At 70.4% G+C, this 25,196-nt stretch carries 20 protein-coding genes and 1 riboswitch; of the genes, 9 read left to right on the top strand and 11 right to left on the bottom strand.

From position 1 onward, the window contains the following. Nucleotides 1–33: 33 nt before the first annotated feature. A riboswitch (guanidine-III (ykkC-III) riboswitch) is annotated at nt 34–97 on the bottom strand. 225 nt (nt 98–322) lie between these two features. Then, a complete protein-coding gene (locus ABD944_RS00555) occupies nt 323–520 on the top strand; it encodes a hypothetical protein (protein WP_345171134.1) in 198 nt (65 codons plus the stop codon). Nucleotides 521–593: 73 nt separating this feature from the next. On the opposite strand, the gene ABD944_RS00550 is transcribed toward ABD944_RS00555, so the two are convergent. Next, nucleotides 594–1,931, bottom strand: coding sequence for a UDP-glucose dehydrogenase family protein (locus ABD944_RS00550; protein ID WP_345171133.1), 1,338 nt, complete (start codon nt 1,929–1,931; stop codon nt 594–596). A gap of 268 nt (nt 1,932–2,199) precedes the next feature. Here ABD944_RS00550 and ABD944_RS00545 point away from each other — a divergent pair, with 268 nt between their 5' ends. Further along, nucleotides 2,200–4,035 carry an acyl-CoA dehydrogenase gene (locus ABD944_RS00545; RefSeq protein WP_345171131.1) on the top strand — a complete coding sequence of 612 codons (1,836 nt, stop codon included), beginning with the start codon at nt 2,200–2,202 and terminating at the stop codon, nt 4,033–4,035. Between the two features lie 67 nt (nt 4,036–4,102). Here the strand turns inward: ABD944_RS00545 and ABD944_RS00540 are convergent, their stop codons facing one another. Further along, nucleotides 4,103–4,840 carry an alpha/beta hydrolase gene (locus ABD944_RS00540; RefSeq protein WP_345171128.1) on the bottom strand — a complete coding sequence of 246 codons (738 nt, stop codon included), beginning with the start codon at nt 4,838–4,840 and terminating at the stop codon, nt 4,103–4,105. 553 nt (nt 4,841–5,393) lie between these two features. Here ABD944_RS00540 and vph point away from each other — a divergent pair. After that, nucleotides 5,394–6,257: a viomycin phosphotransferase gene (gene vph / locus ABD944_RS00535; protein WP_345171126.1), complete on the top strand. Its 864-nt coding sequence runs from the start codon at nt 5,394–5,396 to the stop codon at nt 6,255–6,257. Between the two features lie 161 nt (nt 6,258–6,418). Here the strand turns inward: vph and ABD944_RS00530 are convergent, their stop codons facing one another. Beyond that, nucleotides 6,419–7,597, bottom strand: coding sequence for a DMT family transporter (locus ABD944_RS00530; RefSeq protein ID WP_345171124.1), 1,179 nt, complete (start codon nt 7,595–7,597; stop codon nt 6,419–6,421). 294 nt (nt 7,598–7,891) lie between these two features. On the opposite strand from ABD944_RS00530, the gene ABD944_RS00525 reads away from it, so the two are divergent. Further along, nucleotides 7,892–9,355 carry a hypothetical protein gene (locus ABD944_RS00525; RefSeq protein WP_345171122.1) on the top strand — a complete coding sequence of 488 codons (1,464 nt, stop codon included), beginning with the start codon at nt 7,892–7,894 and terminating at the stop codon, nt 9,353–9,355. A 72-nt stretch (nt 9,356–9,427) separates the two neighbouring features. Here ABD944_RS00525 and ABD944_RS00520 read toward each other — a convergent pair whose 3' ends face one another. The 5 genes from ABD944_RS00520 to ABD944_RS00500 form a co-directional block, all read right to left on the bottom strand. Then, entirely contained in the window at nt 9,428–10,192 is a 765-nt protein-coding gene (locus ABD944_RS00520; protein WP_345171120.1) for a DUF981 family protein, read from the bottom strand. A gap of 765 nt (nt 10,193–10,957) precedes the next feature. Then, entirely contained in the window at nt 10,958–12,358 is a 1,401-nt protein-coding gene (locus tag ABD944_RS00515) for a dihydrolipoamide acetyltransferase family protein (RefSeq protein ID WP_345171118.1), read from the bottom strand. A gap of 5 nt (nt 12,359–12,363) precedes the next feature. Beyond that, complete coding sequence (locus tag ABD944_RS00510; RefSeq protein WP_345171116.1) at nt 12,364–13,347, bottom strand: alpha-ketoacid dehydrogenase subunit beta; 984 nt, start codon at nt 13,345–13,347, stop codon at nt 12,364–12,366. Beyond that, entirely contained in the window at nt 13,344–14,474 is a 1,131-nt protein-coding gene (gene pdhA / locus ABD944_RS00505; protein WP_345171114.1) for a pyruvate dehydrogenase (acetyl-transferring) E1 component subunit alpha, read from the bottom strand. Before pdhA ends, ABD944_RS00510 begins: the two co-directional genes overlap by 4 nt. A 246-nt stretch (nt 14,475–14,720) precedes the next feature. After that, on the bottom strand, nt 14,721–16,340 hold the full coding sequence (locus ABD944_RS00500) for a hypothetical protein (protein ID WP_345171112.1): 1,620 nt from the start codon (nt 16,338–16,340) through the stop codon (nt 14,721–14,723). Nucleotides 16,341–16,435: 95 nt separating this feature from the next. Between ABD944_RS00500 and purS the strand changes: the two genes are divergently transcribed. The 4 genes from purS to purL all read left to right on the top strand — a co-directional run bounded on the left by purS (nt 16,436) and on the right by purL (nt 21,448). Beyond that, entirely contained in the window at nt 16,436–16,678 is a 243-nt protein-coding gene (gene purS / locus ABD944_RS00495) for a phosphoribosylformylglycinamidine synthase subunit PurS (RefSeq protein WP_089315160.1), read from the top strand. Between the two features lie 224 nt (nt 16,679–16,902). Beyond that, nucleotides 16,903–17,343, top strand: coding sequence for an ATP-binding protein (locus ABD944_RS00490; RefSeq protein WP_345171822.1), 441 nt, complete (start codon nt 16,903–16,905; stop codon nt 17,341–17,343). Nucleotides 17,344–17,444: 101 nt separating this feature from the next. Then, nucleotides 17,445–18,125, top strand: a complete 681-nt coding sequence (purQ, locus tag ABD944_RS00485; protein ID WP_345171110.1) for a phosphoribosylformylglycinamidine synthase subunit PurQ — start codon at nt 17,445–17,447, stop codon at nt 18,123–18,125. Nucleotides 18,126–19,249: 1,124 nt separating this feature from the next. Then, entirely contained in the window at nt 19,250–21,448 is a 2,199-nt protein-coding gene (gene purL / locus ABD944_RS00480) for a phosphoribosylformylglycinamidine synthase subunit PurL (RefSeq protein WP_378188183.1), read from the top strand. Between the two features lie 53 nt (nt 21,449–21,501). Here the strand turns inward: purL and ABD944_RS00475 are convergent, their stop codons facing one another. After that, a complete protein-coding gene (locus ABD944_RS00475; protein WP_345171108.1) occupies nt 21,502–21,681 on the bottom strand; it encodes a DUF1737 domain-containing protein in 180 nt (59 codons plus the stop codon). Nucleotides 21,682–21,728: 47 nt separating this feature from the next. On the opposite strand from ABD944_RS00475, the gene ABD944_RS00470 reads away from it, so the two are divergent. After that, nucleotides 21,729–22,169 carry an SMI1/KNR4 family protein gene (locus ABD944_RS00470; protein ID WP_345171106.1) on the top strand — a complete coding sequence of 147 codons (441 nt, stop codon included), beginning with the start codon at nt 21,729–21,731 and terminating at the stop codon, nt 22,167–22,169. A 649-nt stretch (nt 22,170–22,818) separates the two neighbouring features. Here ABD944_RS00470 and ABD944_RS00465 read toward each other — a convergent pair. Further along, nucleotides 22,819–23,787, bottom strand: a complete 969-nt coding sequence (locus tag ABD944_RS00465; RefSeq protein WP_345171104.1) for a coiled-coil domain-containing protein — start codon at nt 23,785–23,787, stop codon at nt 22,819–22,821. A 149-nt stretch (nt 23,788–23,936) separates the two neighbouring features. Continuing rightward, nucleotides 23,937–25,100 carry a S8 family peptidase gene (locus ABD944_RS00460; protein ID WP_345171102.1) on the bottom strand — a complete coding sequence of 388 codons (1,164 nt, stop codon included), beginning with the start codon at nt 25,098–25,100 and terminating at the stop codon, nt 23,937–23,939. Between the last annotated feature and the right edge of the window lie 96 nt (nt 25,101–25,196).

Below are 25,196 nucleotides of genomic sequence, written 5' to 3'. Positions count from 1 at the left end.
GGTGGCACTCCCGGATGACGAGACGACTGATGTCACGCGCCGTCTTCGCGTTCCGGGTACGGCGCACCTCGTCCGGGAGAGACCACGCGCCCATCGTGGGCATGGCCCTCACCTCGCCCAACGGCCCCACTCCCCGGGATGTTCCCCCATGCCGGCGTACGAGAGCCCGCCTCGGACGCCTGTTGCGGCTCGATCCCCTTGCCGGACGGCTCTTCATGAGCTCTTCATCCTCTGGGGGCTCGCGCAGGCAAGGTCTGCGTGAGCTATCGGATGAAGGCTCCGCCGCGGTAGCCGCGGTGAAGGACTCACAACGGAGAGACCCGTGACGAACGAGAACAAGGCTGACCAGGCCCGCGCGGCCGAGGAGACCATGAACACCGCGCAGGACGCCCTGCGCGACGCCGGTAAGGCGTACGTGCAGGACCCGACTCCGGAGAACAAGCAGGCCATGGACGACGCCCGTGTCACTGCGGAGGAGGCCACCGCCCACTCCCGCCGCCTCCACGGCGGGAGCCAGTAAGACCCTGGCGGGAATGAGCTAGCCTCCCGCCTCGCCGGTCCCCGCGCCACCTGGCGCGGAGACCGGCACACCTTCAGGGGCGGCCCAGGGCGCGGTACTCCCAGCCCGCCGCGCGCCAGCGGTCCGCGTCGAGCGCGTGACGGCCGTCCACCACCCGTTTGTGCCGGACGACCCCGGCCAGCGCCTCCGGCTCGACCTCCCGGAAGTCCGACCACTCGGTCAGCAGGACGACCACGTCGGCGTCCCGCGCCACGTCGAACGCGCTCTCGCCGTAGGTCAGCTCGGGGAACGCCCGGCGGGCGTTGTCGAGGGCGACCGGGTCGTAGACGCGCACGTCCCCGCCGAGGCCGTGGATGGTGCGCGCCACGTCCAGCGCGGGCGCGTCCCGGATATCGTCGGAGTTGGGCTTGAACGCGGCGCCCCACGCGGCGACGCGCCTGCCGGCGAGGTCGCCGCCCAGCAGGTCCCGGACGAGGTCGACGGTGCGGGCCCGGCGGCGCCGGTTGATGTCGTCCACCTCGCGCAGGAACGACACGGCCTGGCCGACGCCGATCTCCTCGGCCCGGTGCGCGAACGCCCGGATGTCCTTCGGCAGGCAGCCGCCGCCGAACCCCAGCCCCGGCCGCAGGAACTTGCCGCCGATGCGGTCGTCCAGCGCCAGCGAGTCGGCGAGGTCCCGGACGTCGGCGCCGACCGCCTCGCAGACCTCGGCCATCGCGTTGATGTAGGAGATCTTCGTGGCGAGGAAGGAGTTCGCCGCCACCTTGACCAGCTCGGCGGTCGCGAGGTCCGTGCGGATCACCGGCGTGCCGAGGTCGAGGACGGGCCTGAACGCCGCTCGCAGCCGCTCGTGCGCCCAGTCGGACGCGACGCCGAACACCAGCCGGTCCGGGCGCAGGGTGTCGTCCACGGCGAAGCCCTCGCGGAGGAACTCGGGGTTCCAGGCCAGCTCGACGTCGGTCCCGGCGGGCGCCAGCCCCTGCACGAGGCCGGTGAGGCGCGCGGCCGTCCCGACCGGCACGGTGGACTTGCCGACGACCAGGGACCTGCGGCGCAGGTGCGGCGCCAGGGAGCTGACGGCGGCGTCGACGTAGGTCAGGTCGGCGGCGTCCGAGCCGGCCTGCTGGGGCGTTCCCACGCACACGAAGTGGACGTCGCCGAACTCCCCGGCCTCCGCGAAGGAGGTGGTGAACCGGAGCCGGCCCGAGTCGAGCGCCTTGGTGAGCAGCTCCGGCAGCCCAGGTTCGAAGATCGGGACCTCGCCCGACGCCAGCTGTTCGATCTTGTGCCGGTCGACGTCCACACCGAGGACCTCGTACCCCAGCACGGCCATGCAGATCGCATGCGTCGCGCCGAGGTAGCCGGTCCCGATGACGGTCAGCCTCGGGGCGGCCTCCTCCTCCTGCCTCATTGCGCACCTCCTCGTGCACCGCGGGTGAATTCGCGCCCGCTTGATCTTGCCACCCCTCCCGCGCGGGGCGTAGGAGGGTGCGACTCAGGGGGCCTGGGTGACTTGGGTCACGCGACGGAGACGGGCGTGGTATCGATGTGGCCTGCCTCCCCGGAAACCGGACGATTGGGGTGGTTGTCAGTGGTTACCAGCGGGTAGCATGCTGTTGAGTTACTGACCAGTACGCAGCGGGGCCGCCGGTCGCCGCCGGAACCAGACGGAGTCTCGAATGGGGCACTACAAGAGCAACCTCCGGGACCTGGAGTTCAACCTCTTCGAGGTGTTCAGGCGCCAGGACCTCCTCGGCAGCGGCCCGTACGCCGAACTGGACGAGGACACCGTGCGCAGCATCCTCGACGAGGTGAACCGGCTGGCCGAGGGCCCGCTCGCCGCCTCCTTCGAGGAAGCGGACCGCAACCCGCCGGTGTTCGACCCGGCCACCGGCACGGTCACGATGCCGGAGGGCTTCAAGAAGTCGTTCAAGGCGTGGATGGACTCCGAGTGGTACCGCCTCGACCTCGCCCCCGAGTTCGGCGGCAGCGGCGCCCCGCGCTCGCTGACCTGGGCGGTCGCCGAGCAGGTGCTGGGCGCCAACCCGGCCGTCTACATGTTCGCGTCCGGTCCGGGTTTCGCGCAGATCCTCTGGCACATCGGCACGCCCGAGCAGAAGAAGTTCGCCGAGCTGGCCCTGGAGCGCCAGTGGGGCGCGACGATGGTGCTGACCGAGCCGGACGCCGGCTCCGACGTCGGCGCCGGGCGCGCCAAGGCCGTCCAGCAGCCGGACGGCACCTGGCACATCGAGGGCGTCAAGCGCTTCATCACCTCGGCCGAGCACGACATGTCCGAGAACATCTTCCACCTGGTGCTGGCCCGCCCCGAGGGCGCCGGCCCCGGCACCAAGGGCCTGTCGATGTTCCTCGTCCCCAAGTACCTCGTGGACGTGGAGACCGGTGAGCTCGGCGAGCGCAACGGCGCCTACGTGACCAACGTCGAGAAGAAGATGGGCCTCAAGGTCTCCACGACCTGCGAGCTCACCCTCGGCGAGAAGCACCCGGCGGTCGGCTACCTGGTCGGCGACGTCCACCAGGGCATCCGGCAGATGTTCCTCGTCATCGAGTACGCGCGGATGATGGTCGGCACCAAGGCCATCGCCACCCTCTCGACCGGCTACCTCAACGCGCTGGAGTACGCGAAGGAGCGCGTCCAGGGTGCGGACATGACGCAGATGACGGACAAGTCCGCTCCGCGGGTGACGATCACCCACCACCCGGACGTCCGGCGCAGCCTCATGACGCAGAAGGCCTACGCCGAGGGCATGCGCGCGCTCGTGCTGCTGACCGCGTCCTACCAGGACGCCGTGCAGCTGGCCGAGTTCGAGGGGCGCAGGGACGAGACGGCCGAGAAGGTCAACGACCTGCTGCTGCCGATCGTGAAGGGCTTCGGCTCCGAGCGGGCCTACGCGCTGCTCGGCGCCGAGTCGCTGCAGACGCTCGGCGGCTCCGGCTTCCTGCAGGAGTACCCGATCGAGCAGTACATCCGCGACTCCAAGATCGACACCCTGTACGAGGGCACCACCGCCATCCAGGGCCAGGACCTGTTCTTCCGCAAGATCCTGCGGGACAACGGCGAGGCGCTGAAGGTGCTCGCCGGGGAGATCCGGGCGTTCGCCGACTCCGAGGCCGGCAACGGCCGGCTCAAGAACGAGCGCGCCCTGCTCGGCCGGGCCCTCGACGACGTCCAGGGCATCCTCGACCCGATGGTCGGCTGGGCGCTCGGCTCGATGGAGAACCCGAAGGAGCTCTACAAGGTCGGGCTCAACTCCTCGCGCCTGCTGCTCGCCCTCGGCGACCTGATCGTCGGCTGGCTCCTGTGCAGCCAGGCCGAGGTCGCGCTCAACGCCCTCGGCGGAGGCGACGTGTCCGACTCCGACAAGGCGTTCTACACCGGCAAGGTCGCGGCCGCGCAGTTCTTCTGCCAGACCGTCCTGCCGCGCCTGGCCTCGGACCGCGCCGTCACCGAGTCCACCACCCTGGACGTGATGGACCTCCCCGAAGAGTCCTTCTAACCCCGCCGCGCTGTGGCCCTGCCCGTCCGGGCAGGGCCACAGTGCTGTCAGGCGAGCGGGCCGACGGCTAGCTCAGATGCCGGGTGAAGAACGCCGCCGCGGCGTCCCCGGCGAACTGCGGGACGCCGGTGTGCCCGCCCATGTTGGCGTGCAGCGACTTCTCCTCGGAGCCGAAGGCGTCGAACAGGTCCAGGGCCGCCTGCCGGTCGTTCCCTTCGTCGTCCCACTGCAGCAGGACGTGCAGCGGAATGGTGACCTGGCGGGCCTCCTCGAACAGGACGCGAGGCACGAAGCTCCCGGCGAACAGAACGGCGGCCGCTATGCGCGGTTCGACCACCGCGAGCCGGACCCCGATGGCGGTGACTCCGCCCGAGAGTCCGACCGGGCCGCCGATCTCAGGCAGCGCGAGGAGGGCGTCCAGAGCGGCCTGCCACTCCGGGACCGCCTTGTCGACCAGCGGGAGGACGAGCCGGTCCACGATCTCGTCATCGACGGGCCCACCGGCCTTCACCGCCCGCTGGAGGTCGGCGCGGGCCTGCTCGGCGGCGGCCGAGCGGGGCCGCTCACCGCTTCCGGGGAGCTCGATGGCGGCCGCGGCGAAGCCGTCCGCCGCGGACCGCCGAGCCCGGCCCACCAGGCGGGGGCGCATCCTGTCCAGCCCGCCGGGGTGGCCCATCAGGATCAGCGGAACCGGTGCCGCTGCGGACGCGGACTCGGGCGTCCACAGGACGCCGGGAACCTCGCCGAGGGTGAATTCGCGTTCAAGGAGCCCGTCGTCGAGACGCTGCTCAGAAGTGAACTGCATGGTCGTGCCTTTCGGGAGTGCTCTCGAACGGCGCTCCCGGACGACCTACCGCCCGACCGTGACCCCAGAGGGGAGCACCCATGTCGAAATCAGGTTCACGGGTACCACCTCCTCTTTCTTCAGCACGGCCTCCGAAAAACTAGCAGCGCCCACCCCACCCAGCCAACTGCTTTTTCGCCAAGTCCGGCGGCCGGGTCGCGAGGTCGTCGACGAGACGCCGGCCGGCCGCTCCGAGGCTTGACAACGCCCCCGCCTCCCGGACGATCACCAAGGTCGGCGGCAAGAGCCGTCGGCTCACTGCGAGGCAGGGAGCAAAGAAAATGGCCAACACCAGCGGCCCCCAAGGCGATGACGAAGTCGCCACCGACGAAGAACTCGAACAAGCGCTGGATCTCGCGGGCTACGACCCCGACAAGATCCTGGGCGACTGACGACATGGAAGGATGATTCCTCGGCTCGCCGAGGTTCCGTCTGGTTTCATGGGCGACCTCTCCGGAGGTCGCTTCTTACTTTTCGCACAGCCCGTGCTTCGAAGAACCCAGAGGTCTCACTCGTGAGCATCCGTACGACGCATCGCGCTTTGCTGAGCCGTCTGCTGCCCGGTGCCGAACCGGACGACCTCGCAGAGCGTCAGGGGCAATTCCACACAGTGGTCATTGGGCCAGACCGCGTCGTGTGCCTGCCTCGCACCCCGGCAGCGGCCGCCCGGCTGCCCGAGCGGGCAGCCGCACTGCACGCACTCGCCGGGCTTGACCTCGGCTTTCGCATACCTGAGCCGCTGCTCCAAGGCGGCGCCCACGGCAACGACGAGGCACCGTTCCTGGTGCTCAGCCGCATTCCCGGGGAACCGCTGGAGGGCGAGGCGCTCAAGGATGCTCAAGTAGCCGAGACCGTGGCAGAGCAGTACGCCACGCTGCTGTCCGGCCTGGCGCGTGCCGGCAACGACGAAACGGCACGAGCGGTTCTCCCTCACGCGGCAGAAGACCGGTGGCGGCGGTTCGCGGAGAGTGTGCGCGCTGAGCTGTTCCCGCTCATGTCCGACAATGGGCGTCTACAGGCCGAGCGGGAGCTCGCAGCACTCGACGACCTTCCCCACCCCGCCCAAGCGGTGGTGCATGGCGACCTCGGCGCCGAAAACGTCCTGTGGGAGTGGACGAACGGACTGCCGCGCCTCGCCGGAGTACTCGACTGGGACGATGTCGCCCTCGGCGACCAGGCCGAAGACCTCGCTGCGATCGGTGCCAGCTACGGCCGTGAGTTCCTGGAAAGGTTGCTCGCCCTGGGCCACTGGCCAGATGCCGGACTCGTCACCCGCATCACCGCGATCCGCAACACATTCGCCCTGCAGCAAGCCCTCTACGCAATCCGTGACGGCGACGAAGAAGAACTGGCGGACGGCCTGGCCGCCTACCGCTGAGCCACACCAACAGCAACCCGGGGAAGAACGGTGTCCCGGCGGAGAGGCTTCGAGCCTTCCGCCGGGACACCGCAAACGGTGGGAAGACTGAGCCTGTTCTCCCCGGCGTGGAATTCGTGCGAATTAGGCGAAACCGCACGAACTATACCGATCGGCTTGGATCACACGCAGCCGAGCGGCCTTTTCAGGCGCATGATCATCTCGCGTAACGTTCGCCGCTTGACGATCTCCGCCTCGGGCTGCTTGCGGAGCAGGGACGCCACGGCCGCGACCACGCTGATCCAGGACATCCCGATGACCTGCCAGGCCGTCGGGATCTTCTGCTCCATGATCAGGTCGACCAGCAGGCCGAGCAGCGGAATGACGCTCCACAAGATCGTGTAGACGGCGTCCCCGAGGGCCCTCCTCGCCCGGATGTGCAGGTACCGGGGGACGACGACGGTCATCAGCGCCGTGCAGAGCAGCGCCAAGAGGACCCCGCAGGACCAGCCGACCGACGGATCCTCGCCCGCCAGCATCGCCCACACGCCGAGACCGACCACGCCCAGGCCCGTGCCCAGCGCCTGGAACTGATCGGCCTCCGCGCCGCCCCGCTCGACGAAACCTCGGGACAGCGCCATGTACACGACGCCGGAGAGAGCCGATCCGATGGACCAGATGACTCCCCACGGGCTCGCGGTGATGTGCCACGCCTCGATGGAAACGGCGAGGCCCAGCACGATGAGCAGCGGCACCAGCATCGCCGCGAACCACTGCCCGGTCTTCCAGACCCCCACCGAGTAGGTCATGGTCGAGACGGCGAACGTGATCGCGTTGATGGTGGCGAGGGCCGTCCCCGCCGACATCATCGCCATCACGATCATTCCCCGGCCCGCGATGTTGCAGCCGGCGAAGACGATGACGGCCGTCACGGTCTTCCAGGTGAACCGGAGCCGCACGGGCCGCGGCTCCTCGGGACGGTAAGGACCCGGTACCTGGAACCTGAACACCACCAGCAGAGCCGCCAGCACGGTGCCGTACTCGGCCACCGTGAGGATGAGAACGACCGTCGTGAACACGATGGTCGCCTTCAAGGCCCGCCGGGTGTACCGGAACCGCTGGGACCGCGACGTCATGTGGCGGAACAGCCCCAGAATCTGGAGCCTGAACGCCACCAGCAGCATGACCATCGCGCCGATGCCGTACTCGGCCGTCGCGACGACCAGGGCCGACATCGTGATGCCCTCGAGCAGGTAGTTCTTGAAGATCGAGCGCCCGAACAGCTTTGACGAACCCTCGACGAGGGTGAGACCCGCGCCCAGGGCTATGTTGTCCGGCCTGGCGGCCGGCGTATTCCTCATTGTTCTGATCCCCTCGGACAGGCGCGCAGGAGGATCAGCCATGAGCCGGTCCCCTGGAGATCGCGCCGATGGATACGACGAGACTCCGCAGAACCGGAAATTTCTTCTGGTTTGTGAAGTTCGCACTGATCATATGCGCGACCCCCGCCGCTCGGCGGCATTCCAGACCCCGCACCCGGCCGACGGAGCACCGCCACCGGCGGCCGCGGATCGCTGGGGTTCTGGCGGGGGGTGGGGTGGTTGACTACTGTTGCCCGCGTCCCTCGCCCGTCCCCCTCCCCGAGCGGATGAACGATGCGTGCGCTGCCCCTCGCCGTCTCTTCCATCGGCCTGCTGCTCGTGGCCGGATGCGCCGATGCCGACCTGGCAGAGAAGGTCGCTCCGCCGACGGTTCGCACGGGCGCCGCTCTGCCCACCGTGCAGCCCGCGGGCGCGTACGCCAAGGAGGGGTGGTTCGGGGGCGCGGACGGCCTGCACGCGCGCGTGGCCATCAGGGGCGTCGAGCGGCAGGCCGCCAAGTCGGTGCTGCGCTACAGCGTGACGTCGCTGGACTCGTCGGTGAAGTCGGTCCCGTTCGAGATCGCGCTGCTGGATGCGGCCGGGCGCAAGCTCTACAAGCCCACCGGGACCACCAGCGGCTCCGGCTTCGCGCCCGGCACGACGCGCGAGATGACCGCCGACTATCCGCCGATCCCGGCGACCGTCCAGAAGGTCACCGCGATCACGCCGGGGACGGCCGGGGAGTTCACCGGGATCCCGGTCGCCGCCGCGTCGGCCACGCCGGCCACGCCGGCCACGCCGTCTGTCTCGTCCGCGCCGCCGAGTGGGTCGGCCTCGTCTTCTCCGTCGGCGTCGTCCACTCCCTCGGTCGGGGCCGAGCCGTTCATGGCGGGCGCACCTTCCCCGATCACGACCTCCCCGTCGGCTACGGCGTCGTCCCCGCCGAGCGGGAACCCCGTGGAGCTGTACGACATCGTCGAGGAGGAGGGGCGGACTGTCTCGTCCAACGGATCGAGCGTCACGGTCGGTCTGCGTAGCGATGCCCTGTTCGAGGCTGGTTCGGCCAAGCTGACGAGTGGGGCCAAGGCCGCGCTGGACGGGGTCGCCCAGAAGGTCAAGGGGCAGGCGGCCGGCGCGCTGACGCTTGTGGCGCATGCCAGTGACGCCAAGGTGTCCGGGGATCGGGCCCAGGCGCTTTTGAACGAGATGAAGACCAGACTCGGCACCGGTTTCACCTACACGGCGAACGGGCGGCAGGACGGTGACGGGGTCGACGTTACCTACCAGCTCAAGTCGTCGGCGCCGGGTTCCGGTTCACCGGCGACCTTCCGGGCGCAGGACCGGCAGAAGATGGCGTCGCGCACGGCTCCCTTTGGAGCCGCCAAGAGGCGCCTTGAGGTCAAACCCTTCTACCGGGACGGCGCCTACATCGTCGCCGTGTTCGACATCGTGAATGAGGGGCCCGGCACCACGCCGCCGGACGCGTCCTACCCGAACCCGAGTTATCCGGGCGGAGTTTTCGGAGCGTTCTCGATCCAGGTGCCGGGCAAGAAGGACGTCTACCGCGCCGTTCGTGTCGGTCCTCCCACGCCGGGGCGTCCCACCAACTACGTCGACGCTGGACGGGTCGTGTTCCGCACTGCGGTCAACGAGCCCGTCCGCGGCTTCGTCTACCTTCCCGCCCCGCCCGGCGACGTCACGTCCGTGACTTTCGACGCCGGGCCCTTCGGCAAGGTCGAGAAGGTTCCCGTCTCCTAGCGGTAGGCCGAGGACGCCCCTCGGGACCGTCGACGGCGTCAGCGGCTCCCGGCGAGCGAACCAGGCTGGTCGCTAGTAGTTGTACTTCCACTCGGCGCAGTTCTCCATGGTTCCCTGCACGCACTTGTTGATCATCAATCCTGGATGGGTGTACTCGTTCAGCGTGCTGAAGACCAGGAAGAACAGACCGGACGCGAAGAACAGCGTGATGACGACGGTCGCGACGCGGCCCCCGAGGTCACGAACGGCGCCGATGAGAAGGATCGTGGCGATGCCGGCGAGTGCGTAGACCAGGCCGAAGGAGTTGTTCTCGATCCACGCGATGTGCCCGAGACGCCCGGTGATGGGCTCTGACGCGGGCGCGCCGCCCACCAGATTGAACCGGACGATGGCGGCGGCGTTGCCCAGCAGGTTGAGGCCGGCGGCCAGGACCAGCAGATACACCGGAGAGAAGGTTCCGCGCGTGGTCGCCGTGAACCGGTAGAGCTCGGTCTCCCCCCGCTTCGCGCCCGTCGGCTCCTGCAGCGTGTCGCCGTGCACCCAGAGGTAGAGGGCGGCGGCACCGAGCAGGACGCCGAACCAGAACAGTGGCCCGCCGAACACCATGTTGATCTCGGGCTTGGCGGTGAACGGGCCGGTGGTGATGGCGTCCCAGCTCAGAGAGGTCAGGATGAGGGAGCCGACGCCGAACGTCAGCGCCCACCCCCTGGCCCACAGCCGGTCGCCGCGTCGTGCCAGGAAGAGGAACACGGCCAGCGCGATGAGGGATGCTCCCGCCGCCTCGCCCATGATCGTGTTGTGCATGATCATGGGTTCGGCGGCCTCTGGCTGCGCCATCACATGCCTGCTCAATGAGTCCAAGGTGTGTCCCTTTCCAATGATCTCGGTTTTGGGCGCGCGGAACGCGGTTCCTCGCATGATGAGTTCTTTGCCGGGAAGCGAGCAGCGGTCACTCGGCGGTGCGAAAGCGCTCCGTTTCGGCGGGTTACCGCAGCCGTCGGTTTCCGCCTACCCGGAGTCGCGGCTCGACCACAGTGGCGCCTGGTATCGGTCGCCGGAGGGTCGGTCCTTTTTGGGAATGGCCGGTTATGGGAGGCGGCCGTCCCGTGAGCTTTGAGGCCCGGTCATGAGACCACGGACTTCAGGAATGGGGGGTGACGCCATACTGGACGCGACGTAACGTCCAGCGCATGGTGGAGACCGAGTGGTCAGAGCCGATGCAGGCCGCGTTCGGGTGTCTCCCCGGCGCAGCAGGGCCCCATTGCCATGGCAGGGTGGGACTGGGTGCGGGGGTCGGCAATCGTAGACAGGCAGTCGTCATGCTTCTCGATCAGGTAGGGAACGGGATCTCCTTCTGGAGAGGCCCGCGTGTCCTTTCTTCCCGTCCGTTCGAGATTGGAGGTTTCGCGTAGCTGGCGAGTGTACTGGGAGGGGTGATCAGGGGCAATGCTCCCACCTATGGATCTCACCCGGAAAAGGAAGAATCTTTCGCCGGCGCGACGCAGTCATCCTGAATGCGCCAGGGACGGCGTGGGGCCGGTGCCGACCGCTCGGCACCGGCCCCTCGGTCCTGCCCGCCGCCCGGCGGCGACGACCCGGCGGCTACGACCAGGCGAGCATGCGGATCGGGTCTTCGAGCATGTCCCCGACGTCGCGCAGGACGCGGGAGCCCAGTTCGCCGTCCACGATGCGGTGGTCGAACGAGAGCGCCAGCGTGGTCACCTTGCGGATCGCCAGCTCGCCCTCGTGCACCCACGGCATGTCCCGGACCTGGCCGAACGCCAGGATCGCGGCCTCGCCCGGGGTGAGGATCGGGGTGCCGGCGTCCACCCCGAACACGCCGACGTTCGTGATCGTGATCGTCCCGCCGGACAGGTCGGCGGGGGACGCCTTGCCCGCGCGGGCCTTCGCCGCCAGCTCGTTCAGGGCGCGTGCGAGGCCCGGCAGGTCGAGCTCGTGCGCGTCCTTGATCTTGGGGACGATGAGGCCGCGCTCGGTGGCCGCCGCGATCCCCAGGTTCACGTAGCGCTTGACGACGATCTCCGCGCCGTCCGGGCCGTCCGCCCACGCGGAGTTCACCATCGGGTTGCGCGCCACGGCCGTGAGCAGCGCGCGCGCCACCAGCAGCAGCGGCGACACCTTCACGTCTGCGAACTCGGGCAGCTCGCGGAGCCGCTTGACGGTCTCCATCGTCCGCGTCACGTCCACCTGGAGGAACTCGGTGACGTGCGGGGCGGTGAAGGCCGAACCGGACACCGCCGCCGCGGTGGCCTTGCGGACGCCCTTGACAGGGATCCGCTCCTCGCGCGGGCCCGCCTGGGCGGGCGCGGCGGGAGCCTCGGCGCCTGACCGCGCGGCGAGGACGTCCTCGCGCGTGATCGATCCCTGCGGGCCCGACCCCGTGATGGACGTGAGGTCCACCCCGAGATCCTTGGCCATCTTGCGGACGGGCGGCTTGGCCAGCGGCAGCCCGTTCCCCGAGGGGCTCGGACGGGGCGCCGGCGGCGCCGGTGGCGCCTCCGGGGCGGGCGCGGGCGCCGGGGCGACCGGGGCCGCGGACGCCGCGCCGTTGGCGGACCTCCGGGGACGGCGCCTGGTCGTTCCCTCCTTCACGCCGTAGCCGACGAGGACGGGCGTGCGCTTCGGCGGCTCCTGCGGCGACACCATGCCGGGCTCGTTGACGGTCGGGACGCCCTCCTCGCGGAGCGCGGCCGCCTGCGCCGGGGGCTCGGACACCGGCGTCGCCACGCCGCCCTCGCCGCCGGGGTCCACCGCGATGATCGGGACCCCGACGTCCACCGTCTGCCCCTCGGTGACCATGAGCTCGGTCACCACGCCCTCGAACGGGCAGGGCAGCTCCACGATCGCCTTCGCCGTCTCGATCTCGACGATGGTCTGGTTCACCTCGACGGTGTCGCCGGGCTGCACGTGCCACTTGACGATCTCGGCCTCGGTCAGGCCCTCGCCCACGTCGGGCAGCTTGAACAGTTTGGGCTGGCTCACCGGCGTCACCACGCGAAGGTCCGGTCGACCGCGTCCAGGATGCGGTCGAGGTCGGGCAGGTAATGGTCCTCGATGCGGGACGGCGGGTACGGGGTGGAGAACCCGCCGACGCGCAGCACCGGCGACTCCAGCCGGTAGAAGCACTTCTCGGTGATCCGGGCGGCCAGCTCGGCGCCGTACCCGTTGAACACGGGCGCCTCGTGGACGACGACGCAGCGTCCCGTCCGGTTCACCGAGTCGGTCACCGTGCCGATGTCGAGCGGGTTCAGCGAGCGCAGGTCGATGACCTCCAGCTCCCGCCCCTCCTCAGCGGCGGCTCCGGCCGCCTCCAGGCACGTCTTCACCGCCGGCCCGTAGGCGAGCAGCGTCGCGTGCTCGCCCGGCCGCACGACCGCGGCCCGGTGCAGCGGCGTCCAGTCGGCGGGGTCGGCGTCGGTGTCGACCTCCGCCTTGTCCCAGTAGCGGCGCTTGGGCTCGAAGAAGACCACGGGGTCGGGGGAGGCGATCGACTGCTGGATCATCGAGTAGGCGTCCAGCGGGTTCGAGCACGCCACCACGCGCAGCCCGGCGGTGTGCGTGAAGTACGCCTCGGGCGACTCGGAGTGGTGCTCGACCGCGCCGATGCCGCCGCCGCACGGGATCCGGACGACGACCGGCAGCTCCAGCGCGCCGAGCGAGCGCATCCGCATCTTCGCCAGCTGCGTGATGATCTGGTCGGCGGCGGGGAACACGAACCCGTCGAACTGGATCTCCACCACGGGCCGGTAGCCGCGCAGCGCCAGCCCGATCGCCGTCCCGACGATGCCGGACTCGGCGAGCGGGGTGTCGATGACCCGCTCCTCGCCGAAGTCCTTCTGCAGGCCGTCGGTGATGCGGAAGACGCCGCCGAGCTTGCCGACGTCCTCGCCCATGACCAGGACCTTGGGGTCGTTCTCCATGGCCTTGCGCAGGCCCACGTTGAGGGCCTTGCCGAGGGTCAGGGTGCTCACTTCGCCTCCTCCTCGAACGACGCCAGGTAAGCGGCGAACTGCTCCTGCTCCTCGGTCATCAGCGGATGCTCTTCCCCGTACACGTGGTCGAACATCGACAGGGGCTCCGGGTCGGGAAGCGCCAGGCACGCCTCACGCAGCTCCCTGGTGATCTGCTTGGCCTCGTCCTCCACCTTCTGGAAGAACCCCGCGTCGGCCATGTCGCCGCGCACCAGGTACGCCTTGACGCGCTCGATCGGGTCCTTGAGCTTCCACGCCTCTTCCTCGGTCTTCAGCCGGTAGCGCGTGGGGTCGTCGGTCGTGGTGTGGGCGCCCATCCGGTAGGTGTACGCCTCGACGAGCGTGGGGCCCTGGCCGGTTCTGGCGTTCTCCAGGGCCTTCCTGGTGACGGCCAGACAGGCGAACACGTCGTTGCCGTCCACGCGGATGCCCGGGAAGCCGAAACCCTGCGCGCGCTTGTAGAGAGGGATCCTGGACTGCCGTTCGAGGGGCTCGGAGATGGCCCACTGGTTGTTCTGGCAGAAGAACACGATCGGCGCGTTGAAGACCGAGGCGAACACGAAGGACTCGTTCACGTCGCCTTGGGACGTCGCTCCGTCCCCGAAGTAGGCGATCGTGGCGCCGGCGGACGGGGTGCCGAGCACGCCGTCCCTCTGGACGCCCATCGCGTACCCGGTCGCGTGCAGCGTCTGGCTGCCGATCACGACGGTGTACAGGTGGAAGCCGTGCTCCTTCGGGTCCCACCCGCCGTGGTTGATGCCCCGGAACATGCCGAGCAGCTTCAGCGGCTCCACGTCCCGGCACCAGGCGACGCCGTGCTCCCGGTACGTCGGGAACACCATGTCGTTGGCGGACGCCGCCCGCCCGGAGCCGATCTGCGCCGCCTCCTGCCCGAGCAGCGACGCCCAGAGGCCGAGCTCGCCCTGCCGGGTGAGGGCCACGGCCTCCTGGTCGATCCGCCGCACGATCACGAGGTCGCGGTACAGGCCGCGCACGTCCTCGGGGCCGAGGTCCAGCGGGTAGTCCGGGTGCTCGATCCGCTCGCCCTCGGGGGTGAGCAGCTGGACGAGTTCGGGCTCGGCGGCCTTCGGGGTGTCGGGCGCGCCGCGCACGGAGTCGATCGTCATCGATGACACTCCTCGTTCGGGGCCGTCGCGCGGGGTCGCCGCGCGGTCGGCCGATGTCGACGGCCCGCCCCCGGTAAGGGACAAAAGCCGCAACACCATCGTGGCAGACATCACACCCTGCGATGCAAGCCCCCGCCACCGCGATGCGCGTCCCGCCACCGGAGGTTCTACCCCCGGCCCTACCCCGCGACCCGGGCGTGACGCACGTTACGTCCGCTGCCCCCCATGTCCGGATCGCCCGGCTCGCTACTCCCGGGAGAGGGCCCGCGTGGCGCCCGCGGCGACCGTCAGGCCGAGGAGCAGGCCCCCCGCGACGATGAAGTTCGCGATCCACTGGTAGACGCCCTTGGGCGCGAACTCCATCTCCTGGCCGAGGTTGCCGATCGGCAGGAGGAGGTCGAGTGTGTAGAAGAACGCGTTGAAGTGCGGCTTGTGGCCGTCGTCCAGGACGTCCGGCCGGTGGACCGAGAAGACGATCGTCCCGAAGGCGAGCAGGCCGATCAGCCAGCTCGCGGCGCGGAACGGGCGGTAGCCGTAGCCGACCAGCACGTCCTGGAACCAGCCGACGATCTTGCGTGGGAGGCCCTGCGTCCGGCGCCGGTCCCGGGCCTTGGCGAGCAGGACGGAGCGGCCGTCGGCGTCCAGGCCGAGGGAGCGGTAGGTCTGCGCGAGCCGCTCGTAGGGCTGGGGGGCGTAGCCGTCGGTGTCGCGGCGCAGCCACGCCAGCCGCTCGCGGGCGGTGAGCGGCGGTTCGAGGGTCTCGTACTGGAGGCCGTCGAGCTGGAGGCGCTCCGGCCAGGACGCGGCGTCGTCGCGCAGCAGGTTGACGCGCGCGTAGGACAGGTCCGCGGTCCCCTTGATCGGCTCGGCGGTGCGCATCAGCAGCTCCTCGGCCTGGAGGCGCTGCAGGCCGAGCGCGGTCCCCTCGTCGTGGAGCAGGCGCGCGTCGCGCAGGCTGAGCTGCCCGGTGACGCGGGCCCCGGAGAAGCTGACGGCGCCGACGGCGGTGAACCCGTCCGAGCAGTAGACGTCGGTCTCGACGGCCAGGTCGTCGGCGTTCAGGGCGGTCCGCTTGGGGGCGGCCAGACGGGCGCCGACGAACGACAGGTAGCCGCCGACGCGGGCGCCGCGCAGCCGGACCTCGCCCTCGGCGCTGAACCCGCCGTCGCAGAACACGTTCGCGGCCACGTCCAGGCGGCTGGCGTACAGGGCCGCGCCGGACGGGTTGTACAGCCGCGCGCCCCGGAAGATCAGCTGGCCGCCGACGCGGGCCCCCGGCAGCCGGACCTCGCCGTTGGCGGCGAACCCCTGGTCGCAGTAGACGTTCGCCTCGACCGAGAGGCGGTCGGCGAGCATCGCGTCCCCGCCCGGGTTGGACAGGTGCACGCCCGACAGGTTGAGGATGCCGGTGATGTTCGCCCCGTCCAGCCACAGGCCGCCGTTGACGCGGCTGCCCTCCAGCCACAGGTGGCCGTCCACCCGCGTGCCGGAGGCGATCAGGCCGGGCAGCCGGCAGCGCATCAGGTGGACGCTGTTCATGCTCGCCCAGTACAGGTGGGGCGCCTCGTCGAAGTCGCATCCGGTGAGCGCCAGCGGGACCCGGACCTCCGCGTGCCCGAGGTTCAGCGCGCCGGTGATGCGGGCGCCGCCGAGCCGCACCGCGGCGACCTGGCCGGGCTCGGCCTCCACCGCGCCCACGAGCAGCGCGACGAGGACCTCTGCCCTGACCATCCGGTCACGTCCCCACCGGTCGGAGCGCGTGATGTCGTCCATCGCCTGGTCGCCGACCGACAGGTCGACGGATTCCCCCTTGGGGAACGCCTCCCAGAGGCGGCGCTCCACGGGGGTGAGGTCCTCGATGTTCATCGGCTGGCTCCGGGGGTGCTGATGGCTCGTGATGGGCCATGGTGCCGTACGCTTCAGGATCGTAAGCAAAAGCGCAGATCAGTGAGGGGGCGACCGTGGCGCGTGTCGTCGTGGACGTCATGCTCAAGCCGGAGATCCTCGACCCGCAGGGGCAGGCGATCGCCCGCAAGCTGCCGCAGATGGGGTTCGACGGGGTCGTGGCCGTCCGGCAGGGCAAGCGGTTCGAGGTGGAGCTGGAGGGGGACGCCGACGAGGCGGCCCTGGAGAAGGTCGGCAAGATCGCCGAGACGCTGCTGGCGAACCCGGTCATCGAGAACTACGAGGTTCACGTTCTGTAACCGTCCGGGCGCGTGGCCGGGACCGGCCCGCCGCCCGAACCGGCGGGCGAACGCCGCCGTTTTCCGGTCGTGACATGGCCCGTTCCAATCCGCGGGCCCGCGACTGTGGCGATTACGGAAGTTTCCTCCGGGGAAGTGTTAGCTGCGTTGAGTCGTCGAGCACGCTCCGGGACCGGGGGCACGGTCGGGACGCCCGGAGCATGACACGAGGTGTCCGGGTGGATATGAGGTTCTCGCTCGCGCTGCCGCGCGACGCGATGAGCATCCCGGTGGTCCGCCGGGTGACGGGCGAGGCCCTGCGCGGCCTCGGCGTCGCCGAGGACTGCGTCGACGACCTCCTGGTCGCGATCTCCGAGGCGTGCACGAACGTCATCGAGCACGCCCGCGCGAACGGCGACTACGAGGTGACGGGCCACGTGCACGACGGCACCTGCCTGCTCAAGATCATGGACTGGGGCCGCGGGCTGCGGTCCGCCCCGCCCGAGCCCGGGCCGCTGAGCGAGTCGGGGCGCGGCATCGGGCTCATGCGCGCGCTGGTGGACGACCTGAACATCGACTCCGCGCCCGACCGCGGCACCGTCGTTCACCTGCGAAAGCGGCTGACCTGGAGGGACGGGGCGCTGGTCCGGCGCCTCGACCGCAACCTCATTCCCAACGCCGGGTAGATTGGGACCTGCGCGCGGGGGAATGCGACGCGCATCGGGGTTGATCGGCGGAGGAGATCCCGATCGTCTCGGCCGCACCTCATTTCGGAGGAACAGAACAGATGGACGCTGCCCGGGTTGGGATCATCACCTTCCCAGGTTCCCTTGACGACAAGGACGCCGCACGCGCGGTGCGGCTGGCCGGCGCGGAGCCGGTCGCCCTCTGGCACGGCGACCACGACCTGCAGGGGGTCGACGCCGTCGTCCTGCCCGGCGGGTTCTCCTACGGGGACTACCTGAGGGCCGGGGCGATCGCCCGGTTCGCGCCGCTGATGTCCGAGGTCGTGGCCGCCGCGGGCGCCGGCCTGCCGGTCCTCGGGATCTGCAACGGGTTCCAGGTGCTGTGCGAGTCGCACCTGCTGCCCGGCGCGCTGCTCCCGAACGCGGGGCTGCACTTCGTCTGCCGCGACCAGCGGCTGCGCGTCGAGAACGCCGACACCGCGTGGACCTCCGAGTACCAGGAGGGCCAGGAACTGGTGATCCCGGTGAAGAACCGGGACGGCCGCTACACCGCCGACCGGGAGACGCTGCTCGAACTGGCCGACTCCGGCCGCATCGTCGCCCGCTACCTCGACCTGAACCCGAACGGCTCCCAGGACGACATCGCCGGGATCTGCAACGAGGCCGGCAACGTGGTCGGGCTCATGCCCCATCCCGAGCACGCCGTCGAGTCGCTGACCGGGCCGTCCACCGACGGGCTCGGCTTCTTCACCTCGATCGTCAAGAGACTGGTCAACGCATGAGTGAGCAACGGCCCCACGCTTCCGGAAGGGCTAGGCGGGACGAGGACGAGCCCTCGATGGAGTGGCTCGGCGAGCTCAAGTCCGACGCGGACGACCCGGAGCTCCAGCCCGTCAACCCCGCTGTGACGCAGGGCTTCAAGGCCATCCTCGAAGAGGAGCAGCCCCCCGCCCTGCCCGGCTCCGAGGACCCGGCCGCCGAACCGGCCCCCGGGCCCTTCACCGGGCCCATCCCGGTGCTGAACGACGAACCCGTCCCGGGCCCTGCGCCGTCCCAAGGCGTGCCCGACCAGGAGTTCGCGCGGGCCCTCGAAGAGGAGCGCTCCAGCGGCGACCCCACGTCCACCGTCGCGGACCCGTCGCTCACCGTGCCCGACCTGAGCGCCTTCGCCGCGCCGCCGCCCGCCCGCGGTACGGGCAGCGGCCCGCAGCGCGTGGCCGGTTCCGGCACGGGCCCGCAGCCGGCGGTCGGCCACGGCACGGGCCAGCAGCCCGCCGTGGGCACCGGCACCGGCCCGCAGCCCGCGGTCGGCTCGGGCACGGGCCCGCAGCCCGCCGTCGGGCGGGGCACGGGCCCGCAGCCTCTCATCGACCTGAACACGGGCCCGCTGGCTCAAGGCCCGGGCACCGGCCCGCTTCCCCCGGTGGGCCCGGGCACGGGCCCTCAGCCCGCCGTGGGCACCGGTACGGGCCCCCAGCCCGCCGTCGGGCGCGGCACGGGCCCGCAGCCGACCGTCCGCCCGGGAACCGGCCCGCTGCCCGCCATCGGGCAGGGCACGGGCCCCCAGCCTCCGGTCGGCCTCGGCACAGGCCCCCTGCCCGCCGTCCGCCCGGGGACGGGCCCGCTGCCCCGGATCAGTCCGGGAACGGGTCCGCTGCCCGCGGTCGGCTCCGGCACGGGTCCGCAGCCCGCCGTGGGGCGCGGCACCGGCCCGCAGCCCGCGGTCGGCTCCGGCACGGGCCCCCTGCCCGCCGTCGGGCGGGGAACGGGCCCGCAGCCTGCCATCGGACGCAGCACCGGCCCGCAGCCCGCGATCGAGGCGCCCGCGCGCTACGACCATGGCACCGACACGGTCGCCGTCGCCGCCGCGTCCCCCGAGCGCCCGCAGCCGTACGCCGAGCTGGGGATGAACGAGGAGGAGTACCAGCGCGTCCGCACCATCCTGGGACGCCGGCCCACCTCGGCCGAGCTGGCGATCTACTCCGTCATGTGGAGCGAGCACTGCTCCTACAAGAGCTCCAAGGTGCACCTGCGCCAGTTCGGCGACAAGGCCCCCAAGACCGACAAGCTCCTCGTCGGCATGGGAGAGAACGCCGGTGTCGTGGACATCGGCCAGGGCTGGGCCGTCACCTTCAAGGTGGAGTCGCACAACCACCCGTCCTACGTCGAGCCGTACCAGGGCGCCGCGACCGGCGTCGGCGGGATCGTCCGCGACATCATGTCGATGGGGGCGCGCCCCATCGCCGTCATGGACTCCCTGCGCTTCGGCCCGGCCGACGCCGCCGACACCCAGCGCGTCCTGCCCGGCGTCGTCGCCGGCGTGGGCGGTTACGGCAACTCCCTCGGTCTGCCCAACATCGGCGGCGAGACGGTCTTCGACGCCTGCTACGAGCAGAACCCGCTCGTGAACGCCCTGTGCGTCGGCGTGATGAAGCACGAGGACATCAAGCGCGCGGTGGCCCCCGGCCCTGGCAACCAGGTGATCCTGTTCGGCGCCTTGACCGGCCCGGACGGCATCGGCGGCGCGTCCGTCCTCGCCTCGGCCACCTTCGACGAGGAGTCGCACCAGAAGCGGCCGTCGGTCCAGGTGGGCGACCCGTTCATGGAGAAGCTGCTCATCGAGTGCTGCCTGGAGCTGTTCCGCGAGGACCTCGTGGTCGGCATCCAGGACCTCGGCGCCGCCGGCGTGTCGTGCGCCACGACGGAGCTGGCCGCGGCCGGCACCGGCGGCATGCACGTCGACCTCGACGCCGTCCCGCTCCGCGACGAGACGCTCCGCCCTGAGGAGATCCTCATGAGCGAGTCGCAGGAGCGCATGATGGCGGTGGTGGAGCCCGCCAAGGTCGAGCGCTTCATGGAGATCTGCGCGCGCTGGGAGATCCCGGCCACCGTGATCGGGACGGTCACCGACACCCGCCGGCTGGTCATGACGTGGCGGGGCGAGACGATCGTCGACATCCCGCCGGTCACGGCCGCCGACGAAGGCCCGGTCTACAACCGTCCGCTGGCGCCCCCGCACGACCTCGGTGCCCTGCAGTCCGACACCCCGGGCCGGCTCACCCGCCCGTCCAACGGCGACGAGCTGCGCCGGACCGTCCTCTGGCTGGCCGGCTCCCCGAACCTCGCCGGCAAGACGTGGGTGACGTCCCAGTACGACCGGTACGTCCTCGGCAACACCGTCATGGCGATGCCCGAGAACGCCGGCGTCGTCCGCATCGACGACGAGTCGGGCCTCGGCATCGCGCTGTCCCTGGACGGCAACGGCCGCTACACCCGGCTCGACCCGTACGCGGGCGCGCAGCTCGCGCTGTCCGAGGCGTTCCGCAACGTCGCCGCGACCGGCGCGCGGCCCCTGGCCGTTACCAACTGCCTGAACTTCGGCTCCCCGGAGGACCCGGGCGTCATGTGGCAGTTCGCGCAGGCGGTCACGGGCCTGGCGGACGGCTGCCAGTACCTCGGCATCCCGGTCACGGGCGGCAACGTCAGCTTCTACAACCAGACGGGCAACGCCCCGATCAACCCGACCCCGGTCATCGGCGTCCTCGGCGTCCACGACGACGTGCGCCGCCGGGTGAACATGTCGCTGGCCACCGACGGCGCCACGATCGCCCTCCTCGGCGAGACCCGCGAGGAGTTCGGCGGCTCGGAATGGGCGCACGTCGTCTACGGGCACCTGGGCGGCCTGCCGCCGCTGGTCGACCTGAAGGCCGAGGCGGCCCTGGCGTCCGTCATGGTCGCGGCCGTCCGGGACGGCCTGGTCAACGCCGTGCACGACCTCTCCGACGGCGGCCTCTCGCAGACGCTGGTGGAGTCGTGCCTGCGCGGCGGCCTCGGCGCCCGCATCACCTTGCACGGCGACCCGTTCGTCGCGCTGTTCAGCGAGTCGGTGGCCCGCGCCATGGTCGTCGTCCGCCCGGGCGCCGAGTCGCGTCTCGCGGCCCTGTGCGAGTCGGCGGGCGTCCCGGTCAGCCAGATCGGCGTGGCGGGCGGCGACGCCCTGCACGTGACGTCCCGCGGCCCCGAAGGCGACCAGGAGCTGTTCAGCATCGGCCTCTCGGAACTCCGCGAGGCCCACGAACGCATGCTCCCCACCTACGCCGACTGACCCGAGCAGTGAAGGGCGCCCCCGAACCGGGGGCGCCCTTCCCATGCCACCCGCTATCCCGGGCGGCGAACGACCGCTTGAGCGACGATGACACGCTGCCCGTTGAACGTCACCGAAGGCGACCCGTGCAGCTCGTACCCCAGCTCAAGCGCCTCACTGACCCGCCGGCAGAACGTCTCGTCATCCGGCCCGGTCAAAACCCGATACCGCGGAAGCTCCCCTTTTTCACCCATCCCCCGACCCTAGACCGGCGCCGCAATCGCGCGTCAGAGGCGAAGCCATGTGGAGAGAGCTGATCGAGCGGCTGTACGACGATGCGGAGTTCGCCGCGCCCGCCACCGACGCGACCATCGATGACATCGAGCGGCGGCTGGGGCAGAGAGTCCCGGACGAACTGCGAGAGGTGCTCCGAGAGACCGACGGGGTCTTGGGCGACTACGGCTCCGGACTGGTGTGGCCGGTGCGGGAGATCATCGACCAGAACACGGAGTTTCGCCAGAACACCGATATCGCCGATCTCTACAAGCCATTCGACCAGTTCATGTTCGTGGGAGACAACGGCGGCGGGGACCAGTTCGCGTATGTCCTGCCGACTGGAGAACGCCCCGGCGGCGTCTTCGTCTGGGATCACGAAACCGACGAACGCATCCGAGTCGCCGACTCGCTGAAGGCCTACCTGGAGTCGCGGGCGGCCGCGGACGGCGACGACTGGTACAAGTAACGGTCCGCCCGAGGCGCGCCCGCATTACCCGCATGCCACGCCCCGACGACACGCGGGAGCGTCTTCGGGCGTGAGCACCCTGGGGTGCCCTAACCGCTGACGACCGTTCGCGCCAACGTCACGAACAACGCCTACTCTCCCCATTGTGTCGACGAACATCGAACCCACCGAACCAGACAAAGAACAAGCCCTCGGCCGGGTCGCGTTGTGGCTGGACCCTGATGATCTCCGCTGGCTCGCAGAACATTGCTGCTGTGGTGCCGACGCGGCAGAAGAAGCCGAGGACCGGTGCCTACGACTCCGCTTCCGTGCAAGCGCTGCTCTCCATAAAGCCAATCTGGGACGATGACGAGGGTGGAGCCGCGCAACAGCAGCACACGACTCCGGCGAGACCCGTCCGGTGGGCGTGGCGCGGTGCGAGGTACGGCCTAGCGTCGGGCTGCGCAGCGGCTTGAGCGCCGTTTCGGGCGCTGGCTGAGTTTTCGGGCACGCTGAGCCTGGGTTGGCGCTCCGGAGCTACGCGGATCTGATGCCGTCGAGCTGCGATTGGGTGCGCAAGGCGATCGATGACACCTGGGGAACGATTCCGGGCACGAGTGCCCTGGATGTGCCCTCTCGGAGCTGCGGGCCTGGTCGGGGGTGGGTGCGGTTAGAAGACCGAGATGTGGACGTGGTCGTAGTGGTTGGCGGTTACGCCGCCTCGGTTCTCCATGGCGCGCCAGCCGGGGCTGCGGAGGTCGTAGATGCGTTGGCGCCAGATGATGTACTTGATGCCCAGGGCGCTCGCGTGGGCGATGGCGTAGGCGGCGGTGCGGTCGCCCAGGGACTGGGCGCTGCCGGAGGCCATGACGCCGCCCGTGGTCACCATGAAGTCGCAGGCGTGGCCGGTGCCGTGGTCCTGCGGGTCGCCGGTCTGCCGGACGCAGCCGATCGTGGGGAAGGGGCCCATCTCCAGGTCGAGGGTGTTCTTCACCTTGAGCATGCGCGGGGTGACGCCGCCCATGCCGACGCTCGGGGACTCGGGCTTGTACTTCTTGACCAGGGACTGGATCTGCGACTTGCGCCGCCTCAGGTCCTTGATCTCCTTGTTCAGCTCCGTCATCTTCTGCTGGGCCGCCTTGCGGGCCGCGAGCTGGTCGTTGACGAGCTTCTGGATCTGGGCGACCTTGCCCGCCTTGTTCTGGGCGAGATGGCTGACCAGGGTGGCGTTGCTCAGCAGGTCGGAGGGGTCGGCGTCGGCCAGGAAGGTGACGGTGGGGTCCTCGCCGTTCGTCATGTACTGGGACGCGGCGAGCTGGGCGACGACGCCGCGGGCCTCCTGGAGGTCGCGCTGGAGGTCGTTGGACTTGTCCAGCGCCTTCTTCGCGGCGTACTCGGCGTCCTTCAGCTTGGCGAGGTCGCCGCCGTACTCCTTGTCGAGCTGCTCGATCTGGCGGTTCAGCCTCGCGAACTTGCCGCTGTCGCCCGGGTCGAGGGGAAGGGACGCCGGCGCGGCCGCGGACGGCGTGGCGGAGGCGACCAGGGGAACCGCGGCGGCGAGGGCCACGAGAGCCGCGGCGGCGCGTCGCCGGCCACGGCGGCGGTCTGCGTGCCGACGGGTGGAGGCGGGGGTCTCCACGTGTTCTCCTCTCGTCATGGCCGAAGGTCAATGAACGTTAAAGAGCCGTCTGCCTCGCCAAGGGTAGACCCCTGCGGTGGTGGGACGAGGCCGAGGCGCGAGATGCCCGGCTCCCTTGCTGGGAGCCGGGCCATCCTACGTGACGGGACTCACAGCTTGCCCTTCCACAGGAGCCTGTTGGGCTGCGAACGCAGTCCCTTGAGGGTGTGGGTGGAGTTGTCGTTCAGCACCTTCTGCACCGTCGGGAACGTGGCCTTCGGGTGGGTGGACAGGTAGAGGGCGGCGACACCGCTGACGTAGGGGGCGGCCATGGAGGTGCCGCTGAGCGCCTTGCTGCGGTTGCCGGGCCAGGTGGAGTAGATGCCGTAGCCGGGGGCGTTGATGTCGACGCACTTGCCCCAGTTGGAGAACGAGGCGCGCGTGTCGGTCTTGGTGGTCGCGCCGACCGCCATGACCCAGCCCGCGCCGGCCGGGGAGACCTTGCACGCGTCGGCGTTCTCGTTGCCGGCGGAGACGGAGGTGAACACCCCGGACTTGGACAGGTTCGTCACGGCGGTGTTCACCGCGGTGGACTTGGGTCCGCCGAGGGACATGTTCGCCACGGCCGGCTTGACGGCGTGGGTGCGCAGCCAGTTGGCGGCGTCGACGATGTCCGACATCGAGCCCTCGCCGTTGCAGTCGAGGACGCGGACGGCCCGCAGCTTCACGGACTTGGCGGCGCCGTAGGTCTTGGAGCCGATGATGCCCGCGACGTGGGTGCCGTGGCCGTTGCAGTCGCGTCCGTCGCCGTTGAACCTGCTCGCCGCCCAGGCGATCGAGGCGCGGCCGCCGAACTCCGCGTGCCTGACGTCGATGCCGGTGTCGACGACGTAGGCGTTCACGCCCTTGCCGGACGACTTGTAGGTGTAGGTCTTGGACAGCTTCGCCGACCGCTGGTCGATGCGGTCGAGCCCCCAGGGCAGCGGTGCGCGCTGCGTCGTGGTGGCCTTGACGATCTGGTCCTGCTCGATCGCGGCGACGCGGTCGTCGCGGCGCAGCTTGTCCAGCTGGTCGGCGTTCAGCCGCGCAGCGAAGCCGTTGAGGACGCCGTCGAAGCGCCGGACGCCCGTCGCCTTGACCTTCTTGGCGGCGGCGTCGGTGGACGCTCCGGACTTCAGCGTGACGATGTACCGGCCGGGGACCGGGGTGCCTTCCGCCGCCGTCACCTTCACCAGGGACGACGCGTCGTCGGCGAGCACCGGGAACGCCGCGGCGGCGCCGAGGCACGCCGCGACCGAGCCGACGAGCAGCAGCCTTCGGTGGACAGCCCGCATACCCCTCCTTCTGCCGGGGAGCGCGCGGAGGCGGTCCCGCCCATGATCGATGTTTTCGATCGAGGGGAAACCCTAGCGGAACTGTCCTGATATGAG

This window comes from Actinomadura verrucosospora, assembly GCF_039540335.1.
Taxonomy (GTDB): domain Bacteria; phylum Actinomycetota; class Actinomycetes; order Streptosporangiales; family Streptosporangiaceae; genus Spirillospora; species Spirillospora verrucosospora.
Note: the sequence above shows the minus strand (reverse complement) of the source record. Positions and strands in the feature narration are given on the sequence as shown.